Genomic DNA, 16,205 nt, shown 5'->3' on the forward strand with positions numbered 1-16,205 from the left:
GAGCAGGCCATGAGCGCCGCTGGGACGCCCGTCGCCATCATCATGGGCAGCCAGTCCGACTGGGCCACCATGCGCCACGCGGCCGAAACGCTGGATGCACTGGATGTCGCCTATGATTCGCGCATCGTTTCCGCGCATCGGACCCCCGATCGGCTCGTCGCCTTCGCCAAGGGTGCCCGCGATGCCGGCTTCAAGGTCGTGATTGCCGGTGCCGGCGGCGCGGCGCATCTGCCGGGCATGGCAGCTGCCATGACGCCTCTGCCCGTGTTCGGCGTGCCGGTCGAATCGAAGGCGCTGTCCGGCCAGGACAGCCTGCTCTCGATCGTTCAGATGCCGGCTGGCATACCGGTTGGAACGCTCGCCATCGGCCGGGCCGGCGCGGTCAACGCCGCCTTGATGGCAGCCGCCGTTCTTGCGCTTAACGATGCCGCCCTTGCCGACCGCCTCGACGCATGGCGCCGCAAACAAACCGAGGCCGTTGCCGAGCGCCCGGTCGACGATTCCCAGCCGGCCAGTGAAAGCAAGCATCCATGAGCACCGTCCATCTGCCGCTCGGCAGCACCATCGGCATCGTCGGCGGTGGTCAGCTTGGGCGCATGCTTGCCATGGCGGCAGCAAAGCTCGGCTATCGCACAGTCGTGCTGGAGCCGCAGGCCGATTGCCCGGCAGCCCAGGTTGCCAACCGCCAGATCATCGGCGCTTACGACAGCCTCGAATCGCTCGAAGAGCTGGCGTCCTCTGCCCATGTGCTCACTTATGAGTTCGAGAATGTTCCTGTTGGCGGCTTGACGCATCTGTCGCGCTCCGTACCGGTCTTCCCGCCGGTGGGCGCCCTTGAAGTGTCGCAGGACCGGCTGGCCGAGAAGCGGTTCTTCGAAAAGGCCGGCATCGCCACTGCGCCTTACCGCGTCGTCGACGACCAGCAGATGCTGGAGGCGGCTCTGGCGGACTTTGAGGGTGAGGGCATCCTGAAGACGCGCCGTCTCGGCTATGATGGCAAAGGACAGCGCCGGTTCTCCAAGGGTGATCTGGCCGACCACGCGTTCGCCGATCTTGGCGCGGTGCCGGCAATCCTCGAAGCGGTGGTCCCGTTCGAACGGGAAGTGTCGGTGATCGCCGTGCGCGCCCGCGATGGCGAGATGGTATTCTACGATCCCGCTGAAAACGTGCATCGTGACGGTATTCTGGCCACGTCGACCGTTCCGGCCTCTATTTCCACGGCCACGGCCGAAGCTGCGATCGCTGCCGCCTCTGCCGTATTGGAAAGCATCAGCTATGTCGGTGTCATCGGCATCGAGTTCTTCGTGCTCGCCGATGGCAGCCTCATTGCCAACGAGATGGCGCCGCGCGTGCACAATTCCGGCCACTGGACCGAGGCTGCCTGCCTGATCTCGCAATTCGAGAATCACATCCGCGCGGTCGCCGGTCTGCCGCTTGGCTCGACGGAACGCCACAGCGACTGCGAGATGTACAATCTGCTCGGCCGCGAAGTTGCCGAGATTGCTCACCTCGCCGCCGAGCCGGATGTTTCGCTTCACATCTATGGCAAGGGCGAAGCGCGGGCAGGCCGCAAGATGGGACATTATACGCGGGTGAAACCGCGCATTTGATCCGGATTTTGCAGGATTACGTGGCTGCCATCGGTTGACACGTTCCGGGGGAGGATATACACCCCGCCCAACGTTTCCAGCGCGCCTCATTGGGCGCGTTTTGATTGTTTAAAGCCCGGTCTTGCCTCAGGCAGTCGAGCGGGCCTTTTGCGGACAGAGTAAGATGAAGATCAAGAATTCGCTCAAGTCGCTGAAGACCCGTCACCGCGAGAACCGCCTGGTTCGCCGCAAGGGCCGGGTCTACATCATCAACAAGCAGAATCCGCGCTTCAAGGCCCGTCAGGGCTGATTGCGCGTCGCCCTCTCGTGGGGCGATGTCATTGTTGTTGAAAGATCAGAGGGCTCGCAGCTGACGCTTGCGGGTCCTCACGATATTTTGCGATTGCAAATCGGGGGGTCTGTTCTACCCTCTTCCCATGCAACGCACCCTGTCCGCCCGAACCGCTCTGCTCGCCGCGACGCTGATCGTCGTGCCCTGCACGCTCGCGCTTGCGCAAGACGCCAATCAGTCACCCGCCGACAGTCCCGCGGTTGCGCAGCCAACTTCCCCTCAGGCAGCCGCCTTGACCGGCGAAATCAGCGATGCCGATCCGCTAGACGGGCTGTTCGCCAATCTCAAGCGCGTGAGCGACCCGGCCGAAGGCAGACGCATCGTCAGGGAAATCTGGGCCGAATGGGGTGATTCCGGCAGCGCTACCGTCAATGTTCTGATGCAATGGGCGACCGAGGCGATGGAGGACGAGCGCTACGGCACTGCGCTGGATTTGCTCGATCAGGTCACCGTGCTGAAGCCGGACTTTCCCGAAGGGTTCAACAAGCGCGCCACGCTGCATTTCATGATGGACGATCATGCCAAGTCGCTGGCCGACATCCACCGTGTGCTGTCACTCGAGCCGCGCCATTTCGGCGCCCTGTCGGGCATGGCCGCGATTATGACCGAAGCGGGCAACGACCGGCTGGCTCTGCGTGCCTATGAGCGCGTTCTCGAAATCTATCCGTCCGACCGCAACGCACAGGGCAAAGTGGTCGAGATCGAGGACAAGATCGAAGGCGACCCTGTCTGATCTTCAAGCTGCGGAGGACTGTCGGTCGCTCGGTCCGGGCTCCGATGGGCTGTCCACATTCGCCCTCGGGTCGAGGTGAATGCCCTGCTGCGTCGCCACGCGCACCGAGGGAAGCGTCTTGAACGCCTCCTTGTCGGCGTCTGGCACTGCAGCACGGCGGCGCGATCTGAGGATGGCGTAGACCGCGATCGACAGATGCGAGACGAGCGTGACGGCGAAGATCGCATGCGGCCCTCCGGCGTCCATCGCCGGGCCTCCGATCGTCGGCCCGACGATCGTTCCGATGCCGTAAAGCAGCAGCAAGCCGCCCGATACCTTCACGAAATCCTCCGGGCGGGCGAAGTCGTTCGCGTGGGCGACGGCGATCGGGTAGAGCGTGTAGGACGCGGCACCGTAAAGCGCGATCAGCACGAACAGCACGGTGAGATCGGTCGCGACGGTGACCATCATCAAAATGCCGACCGTGCCAGCAAGTGCAGCGACAGCGGCAAGCACGTAGCGGCGATCCACACGGTCCGACAGGCGCCCGGCTGGAAACTGGGCGACGGCACCCGCAAAGATCGTCACGCTCATCAGCGATGCGACTGCGCCTTCCGCAAGGCCGACCTGTGCCGCAAACACCGGCCCCAGCGTGCCGAACGCACCATTGGCGACGCCGATCAGGAAGATCGAGACGCAGGCGACCGGTGAATTGCGATAGAGCCCCTTGAGATCGAGCCGCACTTCCCTGAGGGGGGAGGGACTGACGGCGCTCGAAACCGCAGTCGGGAGCAACGCCATGCAATAAAGTATGCCGGCGATCATGAAAAATGTTGGCGTTGAGATGTCGCCGGTGGCGATCGACATCTGCCCTGCGACGATCGCCACATAGGTGATCGTCATGTAGAGCGAAAACACCATGCCGCGGCTGTCATTGGTCGAGCGCTCGTTGAGCCAGCTCTCGATGACCATGAAGACGGCGGCCATCGAAAAGCCCGTGAGCGCCCGAAGCAGGATCCAGGCGATCGGGTCGACCAGAAGGCCGGTGAGCAGGGCCACGATCGCTGCACCGGCTGCAAAGGCGGAAAACGCCCGCACATGCCCGATTCGCTTCACGAGCCGCGGAGCGAGCAGGCAGCCGAGCACGAAGCCGCTGGCCCATGACGTGCCGAGAAGACCGAGGCTGGCGGAGGAAAAACCCTCCATCGAACCACGCATGGGCAGCAAAAGGCCGTGAAGACCATTGCCGGCAAGCAGGAAGGCCGTGCCCAGGAGAAGAGCGAAGATGGGTAGCAGGTTGCGGGCCATCACTCAGTCCGTCATCCATTCGATAGCCGCCGGATACAGAACTTCACCGGTAAGGAAAACCCATCACGTTCAAAAATGCGATGCGGTTGACCCAGGCGAGCGCTGCTTTATGGCTGTGCCACGGCGTTGGCCCGGCGATGGGATTCGATTATCGGAAGTTCCGATGCTCGTGCTGAAATGAGTCGGAGCGGCTCGGTGCGCCTTGGCGGGCGTACGGCACTCTGATTGAGGAGACGATGCATGTCGAAGGCGATCTCGATTCTGCTCCTGCTGGCGATGATCGTTCACATCATTCGTCCACTCGGGCTTCCCGGCCTCAAACGCCGCAAGGATTTCTGGAAGATCGCAGTGGTGGCGCTCGCCGTCACCATGGCGACGGTGCTTATTCGCCCAACATAGCGATGTCGGGTTCTGGCGTTTCGGCTTCCGCGTCGCGGACCGGGAAAAGCCCGCGCGACCGGCGCGTTTCCGATTCGATGATGACGCCTGCCACGAGGTCTGCCCAATAGCCGTAGCCCTTCGCGCTCGCATGAAAGCCGTCGATGGCGAAGCCTTCGCGGTCATGGGCGGTGAGGCGTGGCGCGGCGATCGTAAACCGTTCGCGGCAAAGCTGATGGCCGAGTTCGTTGATCATCGCAACGCGCAGTTCGAGAATCTGGCCGAGCAGTTTCGGCAAAGCCGGCACGGTGCGCATGTCGATGATCGGCGACCAGATCAGCGTCGCATCGGGCCATTTGGCGTGCAGCGCAAACAGCATCCCGCCGAATCCGTCGTCGAAGCGCCGCCGCGGCACAAAATCCTTCATGTCGTTGGTGCCGGCCAGCACCAGAATGTGCGTGAAAGGCTCGCGCCGGATGTTCGGGATGACGTGATCGCGCAATTCCTCGGTGGTGGCCGAATTCGCGCCGATCGTGCGCCATTTTACCGACGCGCCGAAATGCTCCGAAAGCCGCGCGGCAAGCTTGGGTGCCAGCGTCTCGTCCATGTGATCGGCACCGACGCCGGCCGCCGACGAATCGCCCATGACGAGAATGTGGAAGCGTGGCTCCGACTGCGATCCGACCTGGCCGGCGGTGCGCCCAGGCGGCGGAGAAAGGCGCGGCGTGCGTCGGCGAACGCCAAAGCTCTGCGCGAGGGCAATGGGCGAAAGCAGCCAGCTGAGAAGGCCGTTGTACCGATAACGCATTCCGATCCTGTCTCACAAAACGAAACCGCCCGCCACCCTTGGAAGGGGTGGCGGACGGTCACATCTTGCAATGCACAATCGAACGTTTCGGCTAAGGCCGGTCTAGAAGGTCAGGCCGCCGTTTCCAGCTCACGCTTCCAGTTGCCGATCGCGGCGAGCCCATTCATCTCGGCGCGGTGGCTGAACGCGCGCTGACCGGCAGCGACGTTTTCGGAGCGTCCGCCCCAAGCCTTCAGTGCGGCCGCCTGCAGGGCGCGACCGTAGGAGAAGGTCACCGGCCAAGGCAGATCCTGGCTGGCATTCATCGCCGACAGATGCGCGGTTGCCTCTTCGTCCGACTGGCCGCCCGATAGGAAGGCAATGCCGGCGACGTCGCTCGGCACATTGGCCTTGAGGCACTTCACGGTCTTCTCGGCGACTTCCTCGACGGAGGCTTTACGGGCGTTCTTGCCGTCGATGACCATGTTGGGCTTCAGCACCATGCCGTCGAGCGCGACGCGTGCGAGGTCGAGTTCCGCAAACACGGCTTTCAGCACCGCGTCGGTCACCTCGTAGCAGCGATCGATCGAATGGTCGCCCGGCGTGCCGTCCATCAGGATCTCCGGCTCGACGATTGGCACGATGCCGGCTTCCTGGCAGAGCGCAGCATAGCGGGCGAGCGCATGGGCGTTCGCGTGGATGGCGCCTTTCGTAGGCAGGTCGTTGGAGATCGAGATCACGCCGCGCCATTTGGCAAAGCGCGCGCCGAGTTCGTAGTATTCGGCGAGCCGCTCGCGCAGGCCGTCGAGGCCCTCGGTGACCGTTTCGCCCGGATAGCCGGCCAGCGGCTTGGCACCCATGTCGACCTTGATGCCGGGCACCGCACCCGCATTGCGGATGAGTTCGACGAGCGACGTGCCGTCGGCAGCCTTCTGGCGCAGTGTTTCATCGTAGAGGATAACGCCCGAGATGCGCTGGCTCATCGCCGGTTCGGCGCGGAACAGCATCTCGCGGTAATCGCGGCGCGCATCTTCAGTGGAGGTGAGGCCGATCGTGTCGAACCGCTTCTTGATGGTGCCCGACGACTCGTCCGCAGCAAGAATGCCCTTGCCCCGAGCCACCATTGCAGCCGCAATATCCTGAAGCTTTTCAACCATTCCAGACGTCTCCTGTTCGAATTGGCTAAGCCGTTAGCAGACTAGTTCCGACGAGGAAATGACACCCGAAACGCCTTAAACGATTGAAAAAAATTCAATCGTTTAAAAGTTGGCTTCAAACTTTGAGTGCCGAAACTCCGGGCAGGTCCTTCCCTTCCATCCACTCCAGAAAGGCCCCGCCGGCCGTCGACACATAGGTGAAGTCGTCGGTCACGTCCGCTTGGTTCAGCGCCGCAACGGTATCGCCTCCGCCGGCGACCGACACCAGATTGCCATCTCGCGTACGTTCGGCGGCATGGCGTGCCGCGGCGACCGTAGCCTTGTGGAATGGCTCGATCTCGAACGCGCCGAGCGGGCCGTTCCAGACGAGCGTCTTCGCCCGGTCGATCCAGCCATCGATCGCCTCGACCGAGCGCGGACCCACGTCGAGGATCATCGCGTCGGCTGGCACATTGGCGATGTCCACGGTCTCGCTTGCGGCGCCGGCCTTGAACTCGCGCGCGACCACGGCATCGACGGGCAGGACGATTGCGCAGCCGGCGGAAGCGGCCTCGATCATGATCTGCTTGGCTGTCGCCGCGAGATCGTGCTCGCAGAGCGATTTGCCGACATCGGTGCCGCGCGCCGCGAGGAAGGTGTTGGCCATGCCGCCGCCGATGACAAGCGCGTCGACCTTTTTCACGAGGTTCATCAGGAGATCGAGCTTCGTCGACACCTTGGCGCCGCCGACGATCGCCACGACCGGCTTTTCCGGATTGCCGAGACCCTTTTCGAGCGCCTTCAGCTCCGCTTCCATCGTCCGTCCCGCATAGGCGGGTAGACGCCGGGCTAGGCCCTCGGTGGAGGCATGCGCCCGATGGGCAGCCGAGAAGGCGTCATTCACGTAGATGTCGCCGAGAGCGGCAAGTTCGTCCGTGAATGCCGGATCATTGGCTTCCTCGCCGGCGTAGAAGCGGGTATTCTCCATCAGCATGATGTCGCCATTGGCCATCTTTGCGATGGCCTTCTGCATCGCGTCGCCGATGCAATCGGTGGCAAAGACCACGTCGTGGTCCAGCGCCTCTTCCAAAGCGCGGGCGACAGGGGCCAGGGACATGTCGTCCACCCGCTTGCCCTTCGGGCGGCCGAAATGCGCAAGCAGGATGACCTTGGCACCTTTGCCGGACAGTTCCTCGATCGTCGGCAGCACCCGTTCGATCCGGGTCATGTCGCTGACATAGCCGTTTTCCATCGGCACGTTGAGATCCACCCGGACCAGAGCGCGTTTGCCCGAAACATCGGTGAGATCGTCGAGAGTGCGAAAAGCCGGCATCATGAATTCCCCTTGTGTGGCGCGGGAGACAATACAAATGCCCTGCGCTGACGCAAGTCGGACCATGGACCGCCCAATGCTAATCGCTTGCCGACTGCTTCTCGCCGGGAGCGGGTTGCGGCTCCTGATCGTCCGTCGAGTCCGTCGCAGGCGCCAACGATGAGGGCGGCGGGCCGAGCGGTGTCTTGGGCGGCGGCTGCCTGCGCTTTACGCGCTGGCGCAAATGCGCCGCGATCTCACGGGCCGAAAGAAAGACGGGGATGTTCGGCCGGTTGCTGTCGGGATCGAGCGAGAGGCCGGCGCTCGTGATCCGGCCCTGATCGTCCACATCGCGCACGATGATCTCGACATTCTTGAGCACCACACGGTCACCGAACTCGGCCTTGCCTCCAAGCCTCTTCGTCAGCAACGCATCGATGCTGAGTTCCAGCTCATCCTTCGCCAGCCCGATGTCGTAGGCAGCATGCAGGTCCTTGGCGGGGCGCTGCGGATCGATCGAGAACTCGCCGAAGAATTCCGCATCGTCGGATTGCACCGGCAATGGGCTGGCGAAGAGCCGGTCGAGCAGGCGGGGATAGCGCGACGAGATGAAGAGATAGACATAGTCACCCGCCTGCAGGCGGCCGGCATATTGATAGCGCATGGACTTGCCATCGCGGATGACGAGCGACGGTCTCGCCCAACGCGGGATGCGCTCGCCGGTCGCCACGGGGCTGTCCGGCACGACGCGATAGGCGAGAAGCTCGTGCAGCGCGGTACCCGGCAGCTCAAGCTCGACCTTGTCGACCGGGCCGATCCGCGCCGGAACCACGAGCCCGAGCCGGCGGGCGAGGGGATTGATGGTCCAGCCTTGCACGATGAGCGACACCAAGACGATGATGAAGGCGGCGTTGAAGAAGGTCGTGGCGTTCTCGAGGTTGCCAAGCAGCGGCAGGATCGCGAGCAGGATCGAGACCGCGCCCCGCAGTCCCACCCATGAGACGAATGCTGTCTCCTCCCGCTTGTAGTCGAAGGGCAGAAGCGTGAGCCACACCGCGAGCGGCCGGGCGATGAAGATCAGGAAAACCGCCATGGCGATCGCCGGCACCGCGATGGCTGGAAACTGCGACGGCGTGGCCAAAAGTCCCAGAAGCAGGAACATGAGGATCTGCGCCAGCCACGTCATGCCGTCCTGAAAGCGTTTCAACGTCGGCGCCGACCGGATCTGCCGATTGCCCGCATAGAGACCCGCCACATAGACGGCGAGGAAGCCCGAGCCGCCGGCAACGCCGGTTGCAGAAAAGACGAGCAGCGACAAGGCGATGACGAAGATCGGCGTCAGTCCGCGCTCCAGATTGAGGCGGTTGACGAGGCTGACGATGATCATGCCGCCGATGAAGCCGGCAAGCAGCCCGACGCCCATCTGCAGGCCGAAGCTGATCAGCAGATCGACGCCCATTTCACTAAGCGGTGTTCCGTTGGCGATCAGTTGGACCAGCGTGATGGTGAGGAAGATCGCCATAGGGTCGTTGGAGCTGGATTCGATCTCCAGCGTAGAGCGGACCTTGTCGCGGATATTGATGCCGCCGATGCGCAGCAGGAAGAAGACGGCGGCTGCGTCCGTCGAGCCGACGATCGCGCCGAAAAGCAGCGCTTCCAGCCAGCCGAAGTCGAAGACGAAACGGGCGGCGAGCGCAAAGAACAGCGTCGTTAGAACCACTCCGATGGTCGCCAGCGCAATCGCCGGCGCGGCCGCTTGCCTGAAGGACTGGATCGACGTTCCGAAACCGGAGTCGAACAGGATGATCGCCAGCGCCAGCGAGCCGATGAAATAGGCAGCCGATGCATTGCTGAAATTGATGCCGAGGCCGTCGACGCCTGCTGCAAGACCGATGCAGAGGAAGAGCAACAGGAGCGGTGCGCCGAAGCGAAAGGCAAGAAGGCTCGAAAAGGCTGATATGAGAACAAGAAGCGTCCCGATAAGGATTACGAGATACATCGCTTCAAGCATCATGCGTTCGGGTCTCCAGCCTGGTCAACCAATTCATGGACCGGCCGGGAAACGACGCTGGGCTCCGCTTGACGGGAAACGGTCCAGGGCCGTCAGCACGGCTCGGAACCACGTGAGGAAGACGCTGCATGGCAGCGCTTTGGATCGAAACGCTTTGTCTATCTTCGGTGCAATCGCTGTGGCCGAGATTGCGGCCCGGTGCTGTTGCCGAAGGCGTCGATTGCGATGCGACAGTCCCTCATATTGGTGGAAAGCGAGCCTGACTGAACTGGCAGGTCACCAACCCAATTTAAGAACGCGAAACGCCCGAGAAAAGGTCGGGCGCTTCGTTTTCTATAACTTTTGACATATCTGGCTCTGCCGGGCGGGCCTTGCTCGGCTCAGATGAGCTTGCCCATGGCAACGGCCGTGTCCGACATACGATTGGAGAAGCCCCACTCGTTGTCGTACCAGGTCAGGATGCGGCACATCGTGCCTTCCATCACCTTCGTCTGGTCCATGTGGAAGACCGACGAATGCGGGTCATGGTTGAAGTCGGTCGAAACGAGCGGCTCGTCGGTGTAGCCGAGAATGCCCTTCAGTTCGCCATCGGCGGCGCTGCGGATCGCGTCGTTGATTTCCTGAACCGACGTCGCGCGCTTGGCGATGAAGGTCAGATCCACCACCGAGACATTCGGCGTCGGCACGCGGATCGCAACGCCATCGAGCTTTCCGTTGAGTTCAGGCAGGACGAGGCCGACGGCCTTTGCGGCGCCGGTCGAGGTCGGGATCATCGAGAGCGCTGCCGCGCGGGCGCGGTAGAGATCCTTGTGCATCGTGTCGAGCGTCGGCTGATCCCCCGTATAGGAGTGGATCGTGGTCATGAAGCCCTTCTCGATGCCGATGGCCTTGTCGAGGACGTAGGCAACCGGGGAGAGGCAGTTCGTCGTGCAGGATGCGTTGGAGACGACGAGGTCGTCCTTCGTCAGCGCATCATGGTTGACGCCGTAGACGATCGTCTTGTCGGCACCCGAAGCCGGCGCGGAGACGAGCACGCGCTTGGATCCGTTCTGCAGATGCAGTGCCGCCTTGTCGCGATCGGTGAAGATGCCCGTGCACTCCAAGGCGATGTCGACATCGCCCCAAGGCAGGTCCTTGGGATCGCGGACCGCCGTTACCTTGATCGGGCCGCGGCCGACATCGATCGTGTCGCCATTGACCGTCACGGTGCCCGGGAAACGGCCGTGCACACTGTCGTAGCGCACCAGATGCGCGTTGGTTTCGACCGGGCCGAGATCGTTGATGGCAACGACTTCGATATCGGTGCGGCCCGACTCGACGATGGCCCGCAGGACGTTGCGGCCGATCCGTCCGAAACCGTTGATGGCGACTTTCACTGTCATGACATTTCCTCTTCCGCTTGAAGCCCGATTGGAAACGGGCCTTCGTAACTGGCCGGCGATGCTGGCTTAGTGATCGCCGTGAAGCCGGGCTTCGGCCGCTGCGACGATCGCATCGGCCGTGATGCCGAAATGCTTGTAAAGTTCCTGATAGGGACCCGAAGCACCGAAGCCATTCATCCCGATGAAGATGCCGTCGGAACCGATGAACGCATCCCAGCCCTGCCGAATGCCAGCTTCCACGGCGACTTTTACCTTGGACCGGCCGATGATCGCAGAGCGGTACTCTTCGGTCTGCTCTTCGAAGAGCTCGAAGCAGGGCACGGACACGACGCGCGTTGCGTGACCCATGCCATCCAGCCGTGCCTTGGCTTCCAGCGCGATTTCGACTTCCGAGCCCGAAGCGAAGATCGTCACGTCCGCATCCGATGCCGGAGCGAGGTCGTAGGCGCCGAACGAGCAGAGATTGTCCTCGACATGGTCGTTGCGAACGGTCGGCAGGTTCTGGCGGGTGAGCGCAAGGCCAGACGGCTTGTTCTCGCTTTCAAGCGCCAACTGCCAGCATTCCGCCGTCTCGACCGCATCGGCTGGACGGAACATCTGGAAATTGGGGATCGCACGCAGTGCCGCGACATGCTCGACCGGCTGATGGGTCGGACCGTCTTCGCCAAGGCCGATCGAATCGTGGGTCAGCACATGGATGACGCGGATACCCATCAGAGCCGCAAGGCGGATCGCCGGGCGCGAATAGTCGGAGAACACGAGGAACGTGCCGCCATAAGGGATGAGGCCGCCATGCAGCGCGATGCCGTTCATGGCCGAAGCCATGCCGTGCTCGCGGATGCCGTAATGCAGATAGCGGCCGGAGAAGTCGTCCGGTGTGATCGGCTGGGTCTGGCTGGTCTTCGTGTTGTTCGAACCGGTGAGGTCGGCCGAACCGCCAAGTGTTTCCGGCAGGGCGCCATTGATCACTTCCAGCACCATTTCGGATGCCTTGCGGGTCGCGACCTTCGGCTTGTCGGTGACGAGCTTCTTCTTGTAGGCCTCGATCGCCGGTTCGAACGCGCCTGCCAGCTCGCCGCGGAAACGGCGCTCGAAGGTGGAGCGGATCTCGGCGTCTTTTCCAGCAAGACGATCTTCCCACGCCTTGCGCTCCTTGTTGGAACGCAGACCGGCGAGGCGCCAGGCATCGAGGATTTCTGACGGAACGACGAAGGGCTCATCACTCCAGCCAAGCTGCGTGCGGGTCAGCGCGATCTCATCTGCGCCGAGCGGCGAACCGTGCGCCTTGGAGCTGCCGGCCTTGTTGGGCGAGCCGTACCCGATCGTCGTCTTGCAGGCGATAAAGGTCGGGCGCTCGCTCTTCTGCGCCTCTTCGATGGCGCGGCCGATCGCTTCGGGATCATGACCGTCGACGGCAAGCGTGTGCCAGCCGGACGCAGCGAAGCGTTTGATCTGGTCGGTGGAGTCGGAAATGCTGATCGCGCCGTCGATCGAGATGCCGTTGTCATCCCAAAGCACGATCAGCTTGTTCAGCTTGAGGTGACCGGCAAGCGAAATGGCTTCCTGGCTGATGCCTTCCATGAGGCAGCCATCGCCGACCAGCGCGTAGGTGTAGTGATCCTGAAGATCGGAACCGAATTCGGCTTCGAGCTTGCGCTCGGCGATTGCCATGCCCACGGCATTGGCGAGACCCTGGCCAAGCGGCCCGGTCGTCGTCTCGATGCCGGCCGCATGGCCGTATTCCGGGTGGCCGGCAGTCGGCGAGCCCATCTGACGGAAATTCTCGATATCGGAGATGTCGATGTCTTCGTAGCCGGTCAGATAGAGCAGCGAATAAAGCAGCATCGAGCCGTGTCCGGCCGAAAGAACGAACCGGTCACGGTCGGGCCAGTTCGGGTTCTTCGGATCAAACGAGAGATAGCGGGTAAATAAAACCGTCGCGATATCGGCTGCGCCCATGGGCAATCCGGGGTGACCGGAATTGGCTTTCTCGACCGCATCGATCGAAAGAAAGCGGATCGCATTGGCCATGCTGTTGTGCTTGTCGCGTGAGGTCATTGGTTCTCTGCTTCGTTGACGAAAAAGCGGGCTCCCCCGAAGGCGCGTGACACATAGCAGTTGGCGGTCTTGAGTCAATCAAACTGCGGCCAGACAGCGGTCGGCGCCCGCCCAACGCTGCTTGTCGGTTGGAGGCGGAAGGGAAAGTCCGGAATGAAGTTGGGCGTGAATTGCGGTTAGAGGATTGGAATTGCAGGGGAGAACGTCACGTCCCTTGATTGACGCTCGGTTGGCACGACGCCTAAACTCCAAGGCCTAAACGTCGGGAGCCGCTATGATTCGAAGCGTCCGGGCGTTGCGGAGTGTGGGGAGCCATGACGAGCGAGTCCGAGGTTGGTGCAGCGTTGGAACGACTGCGGCGGGCGCTGGCAGGTTTGGATGATGCCATCGAGCATCGTTTCGAACACGAACAGGATTTCGGCGCCGCCGAGGCGGAAGTTGCCCGCATGAACGCCGACCGGTCCCGTCTGGCGCAAGACCTCGACAAGGCCGAGGACCGCGCGAACCGGTTGGAAGAAGCCAATCGCGAAGTGTCCCGCCGTTTGGTCACATCGATGGAAACCATCCGGGCGGTTCTCGACCGATGAATGCGGTATTGGCCAGTCGCTTGCCCTTGCGCGGCAGTGACAGCCGGACGAAAGGGCCTCGGCAATGTCACAGGTGACGGTCAATATCGACGGCAAGGCTTATCGCATGGCATGCGAGGAGGGCCAGGAAGAACACCTGACAACCCTCGCGACGCGGTTCGATCGGTACGTTTCGCACCTCAAGCACCAGTTCGGCGAAATCGGCGACCTGCGGCTCACCGTCATGTCGGCGATCATGGTGATGGACGAACTGTCCGAGAACGAGCGCACGATCCAATCCCTGCGCGGCGAGCTCGAAACCCTGCGCAAATCCCGCGACGCGGCACTCGCCCGGTCGGAAACCGCCGACCACCAGCTGGCGCTCGCCTTGAACGAAGTGACCGATCATGTCGAGAAGCTTTCGGAGCGCCTGACGGCCCGCTGAGGCAGGATATTTATGTGAGCTCGCGATGGTGAGAGCCACTGGCTAAAGGCACCGGCTCGACATATATTGAGAATGCGGTCTGCGCTTCTCGACAGGAACAACATTCCCCGGGGCCATACGCGATCCAAGGGAGCTGTCCCTGACTGGACCCGTGGGTTCGGTTATACGGCACCCACCTACTTTGTAGGTACCCGGGATCGTAAAACTCCATCGGTCGCCGTGGATCGCACTTTTCTTTCCAGCACTGACGTTGCTTCAAGGAAGGCTGCTGTCATCCTTGAGTAGTCCCAGTCGGGCCGCCTTGGTCACGGCGTCCATCAGGTTCAGCGCACCCAGCTTCGTTTCCGCTGCACTCAGCGCATCCTGAACGACCTGCACCGATATCCCTTCTTCTGCAGCAATGTCCTCTGCCGTCTGGCCGCGCGCAATGCGGCTCAGATAGCCCGCTTCAATGTCCGAAAGCATTCCCTCACCAGTCTCCGCTGCCCCCGACGCCCCGGCAAGTGAAGATGCCGGAAGCGTCCGACGCGCATAAAAAGCGGCGTCGGCTGAAAATTGTGCTGCCCGACGGCGCTCAATTTGCATTGTGTTTTAGCGATGTCGACTTATCAGAACGGAAAGTCTGGCCGGCCATCCCCCTATGGTTGCAAGATGACCCCGCATCGACGGAAATTAAGACGTGAGGATCAGGCGACATGGGCATGAACGCGGGCGCTGCGGACAAGGCTGATTTGCGACGACAGGCGCTGGCACGCCGGGATGCCATGTCGATCGAAGAACGCATCGAAGCCAGCATCGCGATCGCCGACCTCGGTCGGACTTTGATCGATCTGCCAAGCGGCGCAATCGTGTCGGGTTTTTCGCCCATTCGCTCTGAAGTCGACATTCGTCCACTCATGGCGGATCTGCGCGATCGCGGCGCACGCATTTGCGTGCCGGCGATCCTCAGCCGCGAAGAAATCGTCTTTCGCGAATTATTGCGCAACGCACCACTGGTGGACACCGGGTTCGGCACCGTCGGTCCCGGCCCGGATGCCGAAGTGCTCGATCCGAACGTCATGCTCGTGCCGCTGGCAGCGTTCGACAGCAGGGGCCATCGGCTCGGTTACGGTGCCGGTCATTATGACCGCGCGATCGCAAGATTGCATGAAAAGGGGCTGAAGCCGCGCCTGATCGGCATCGCCTTCGACAGCCAGCGGGTCGACCGGGTGCCGGACGAGCCGCATGATGTTCCGCTCGAAGCCATCCTCACCGAGACCGGCTTGCACGCCGCGAAGCCTCAGGTATAGAGGCGGTCCATGAGGCTTCTCTTCCTTGGCGACATGGTCGGGCGCAGCGGGCGCACGGCCGTCTATGATCGACTTCCCGCACTGATTTCGGATTTCCGGCTCGATTTCGTCATCGTCAACGGCGAGAACGCGGCCGGTGGCTTCGGCGTGACGGAGGAAATCCTTCTGCAGACGCTGCAGGCTGGCGCCGACGTCATGACGACCGGCAACCACGTCTGGGATCAGCGCGAAGCCATCGAATTTTGCGAGCGCCAGGAGCGGTTTCTTCGCCCTGCCAATTTCCCCGCCGGAACGCCGGGCCGCGGCGCCAATCTCTACCAGGCCCGCAATGGAGCCCAGGTCCTCGTCTCCAACATCATGGGCCGCGTCTTCATGCATCCGGACCTGGACGACCCGTTCCAGGCAGCCGAGGCGATCCTTTCGGCATGTCCGCTCGGCGAGCAGGCCGACGCGGTCATTTTTGATTTCCACGCGGAAGCGACCAGCGAAAAGCAGTGCTTCGGCCATTTCGTCGACGGACGGGCAAGCCTCGTCGTCGGCACGCACACCCATGTGCCGACGGCCGATTGCCAGATACTCAATGGCGGCACGGCCTATATGTCGGACGCCGGCATGTGCGGGGACTACGATTCCTCGCTTGGTATGGACAAGGAAGAGCCGCTCAACCGGTTCCTCTCCAAGATGCCCAAGGGTCGCTTCGAGGCTGCGGCAGGGGAGGCCACGATCTGCGGTGTGGCCGTGGAAATCTCTGATCGCACCGGACTGGCCGAGAAAGTGGCGCCGCTGCGCCTCGGGCCGCGCCTGGCGGAATCCGTCCCATCCTTTTGGAACGCTTGAACGCATCTCTCGTTCATGAGCGTTGATTAAGGTATCAACTTCG

The 16,205-nt window shown here is 62.5% G+C and carries 17 protein-coding genes and 1 other RNA gene; 10 read left to right on the forward strand and 8 right to left on the reverse strand.

Going from position 1 to position 16,205, the window contains the following annotated elements; all coding sequences use genetic code 11:
* Positions 1-9 precede the first annotated feature (9 nt).
* The 4 genes from purE to QQL76_RS08620 all read left to right on the forward strand — a co-directional run bounded on the left by purE (position 10) and on the right by QQL76_RS08620 (position 2,674).
* On the forward strand, positions 10-534 hold the full coding sequence (gene purE / locus QQL76_RS08605) for a 5-(carboxyamino)imidazole ribonucleotide mutase (protein ID WP_126011809.1): 525 nt from the start codon (positions 10-12) through the stop codon (positions 532-534).
* Positions 531-1,610 carry a 5-(carboxyamino)imidazole ribonucleotide synthase gene (locus tag QQL76_RS08610; RefSeq protein WP_499207275.1) on the forward strand — a complete coding sequence of 360 codons (1,080 nt, stop codon included), beginning with the start codon at positions 531-533 and terminating at the stop codon, positions 1,608-1,610. Before purE ends, QQL76_RS08610 begins: the two co-directional genes overlap by 4 nt.
* A gap of 163 nt (positions 1,611-1,773) precedes the next feature.
* Complete coding sequence (gene ykgO / locus QQL76_RS08615) at positions 1,774-1,899, forward strand: type B 50S ribosomal protein L36 (protein WP_065998194.1); 126 nt, start codon at positions 1,774-1,776, stop codon at positions 1,897-1,899.
* 127 nt (positions 1,900-2,026) lie between these two features.
* Entirely contained in the window at positions 2,027-2,674 is a 648-nt protein-coding gene (locus tag QQL76_RS08620; RefSeq protein WP_499207276.1) for a tetratricopeptide repeat protein, read from the forward strand.
* Positions 2,675-2,677: 3 nt separating this feature from the next.
* Here QQL76_RS08620 and QQL76_RS08625 read toward each other — a convergent pair whose 3' ends face one another.
* Entirely contained in the window at positions 2,678-3,961 is a 1,284-nt protein-coding gene (locus QQL76_RS08625) for an MFS transporter (protein WP_499207277.1), read from the reverse strand.
* Between the two features lie 240 nt (positions 3,962-4,201).
* Here QQL76_RS08625 and QQL76_RS08630 point away from each other — a divergent pair, with 240 nt between their 5' ends.
* On the forward strand, positions 4,202-4,360 hold the full coding sequence (locus QQL76_RS08630; protein ID WP_164527963.1) for a hypothetical protein: 159 nt from the start codon (positions 4,202-4,204) through the stop codon (positions 4,358-4,360).
* Here QQL76_RS08630 and QQL76_RS08635 read toward each other — a convergent pair.
* The 6 genes from QQL76_RS08635 to tkt form a co-directional block, all read right to left on the reverse strand.
* Entirely contained in the window at positions 4,344-5,147 is an 804-nt protein-coding gene (locus QQL76_RS08635) for an SGNH/GDSL hydrolase family protein (RefSeq protein ID WP_499207278.1), read from the reverse strand. The two genes, QQL76_RS08630 and QQL76_RS08635, sit on opposite strands and share 17 nt — an antisense overlap.
* Before the next feature lie 110 nt (positions 5,148-5,257).
* Complete coding sequence (locus QQL76_RS08640; protein ID WP_499207279.1) at positions 5,258-6,283, reverse strand: fructose-bisphosphate aldolase; 1,026 nt, start codon at positions 6,281-6,283, stop codon at positions 5,258-5,260.
* Between the two features lie 115 nt (positions 6,284-6,398).
* A complete protein-coding gene (locus QQL76_RS08645) occupies positions 6,399-7,595 on the reverse strand; it encodes a phosphoglycerate kinase (RefSeq protein WP_499208339.1) in 1,197 nt (398 codons plus the stop codon).
* A gap of 79 nt (positions 7,596-7,674) precedes the next feature.
* A complete protein-coding gene (locus QQL76_RS08650; RefSeq protein WP_499207280.1) occupies positions 7,675-9,588 on the reverse strand; it encodes a potassium/proton antiporter in 1,914 nt (637 codons plus the stop codon).
* Between the two features lie 377 nt (positions 9,589-9,965).
* Entirely contained in the window at positions 9,966-10,967 is a 1,002-nt protein-coding gene (gene gap / locus QQL76_RS08655; protein WP_499207281.1) for a type I glyceraldehyde-3-phosphate dehydrogenase, read from the reverse strand.
* Positions 10,968-11,033: 66 nt separating this feature from the next.
* Positions 11,034-13,025, reverse strand: coding sequence for a transketolase family protein (gene tkt, locus QQL76_RS08660; protein ID WP_499207282.1), 1,992 nt, complete (start codon positions 13,023-13,025; stop codon positions 11,034-11,036).
* 314 nt (positions 13,026-13,339) lie between these two features.
* Between tkt and QQL76_RS08665 the strand changes: the two genes are divergently transcribed.
* From QQL76_RS08665 to ssrS, 3 genes are all read left to right on the forward strand, one after another.
* Complete coding sequence (locus QQL76_RS08665; protein WP_126011793.1) at positions 13,340-13,612, forward strand: DUF4164 domain-containing protein; 273 nt, start codon at positions 13,340-13,342, stop codon at positions 13,610-13,612.
* A 64-nt stretch (positions 13,613-13,676) separates the two neighbouring features.
* Positions 13,677-14,036: a cell division protein ZapA gene (locus tag QQL76_RS08670; RefSeq protein WP_499207283.1), complete on the forward strand. Its 360-nt coding sequence runs from the start codon at positions 13,677-13,679 to the stop codon at positions 14,034-14,036.
* A gap of 73 nt (positions 14,037-14,109) precedes the next feature.
* A non-coding RNA gene (gene ssrS, locus QQL76_RS08675) (6S RNA) lies at positions 14,110-14,266 on the forward strand.
* Between the two features lie 25 nt (positions 14,267-14,291).
* On the opposite strand, the gene QQL76_RS08680 is transcribed toward ssrS, so the two are convergent.
* Positions 14,292-14,501, reverse strand: a complete 210-nt coding sequence (locus QQL76_RS08680; RefSeq protein ID WP_499207284.1) for a helix-turn-helix domain-containing protein — start codon at positions 14,499-14,501, stop codon at positions 14,292-14,294.
* Positions 14,502-14,731: 230 nt separating this feature from the next.
* Between QQL76_RS08680 and QQL76_RS08685 the strand changes: the two genes are divergently transcribed.
* Complete coding sequence (locus tag QQL76_RS08685) at positions 14,732-15,325, forward strand: 5-formyltetrahydrofolate cyclo-ligase (RefSeq protein WP_499207285.1); 594 nt, start codon at positions 14,732-14,734, stop codon at positions 15,323-15,325.
* A 9-nt stretch (positions 15,326-15,334) separates the two neighbouring features.
* Entirely contained in the window at positions 15,335-16,162 is an 828-nt protein-coding gene (locus tag QQL76_RS08690; RefSeq protein WP_499207286.1) for a TIGR00282 family metallophosphoesterase, read from the forward strand.
* Positions 16,163-16,205: the final 43 nt, after the last annotated feature.

The sequence above is a fragment of the Rhizobium albus genome, from assembly GCA_030160035.1.
GTDB lineage: Bacteria > Pseudomonadota > Alphaproteobacteria > Rhizobiales > Rhizobiaceae > Georhizobium > Georhizobium albus.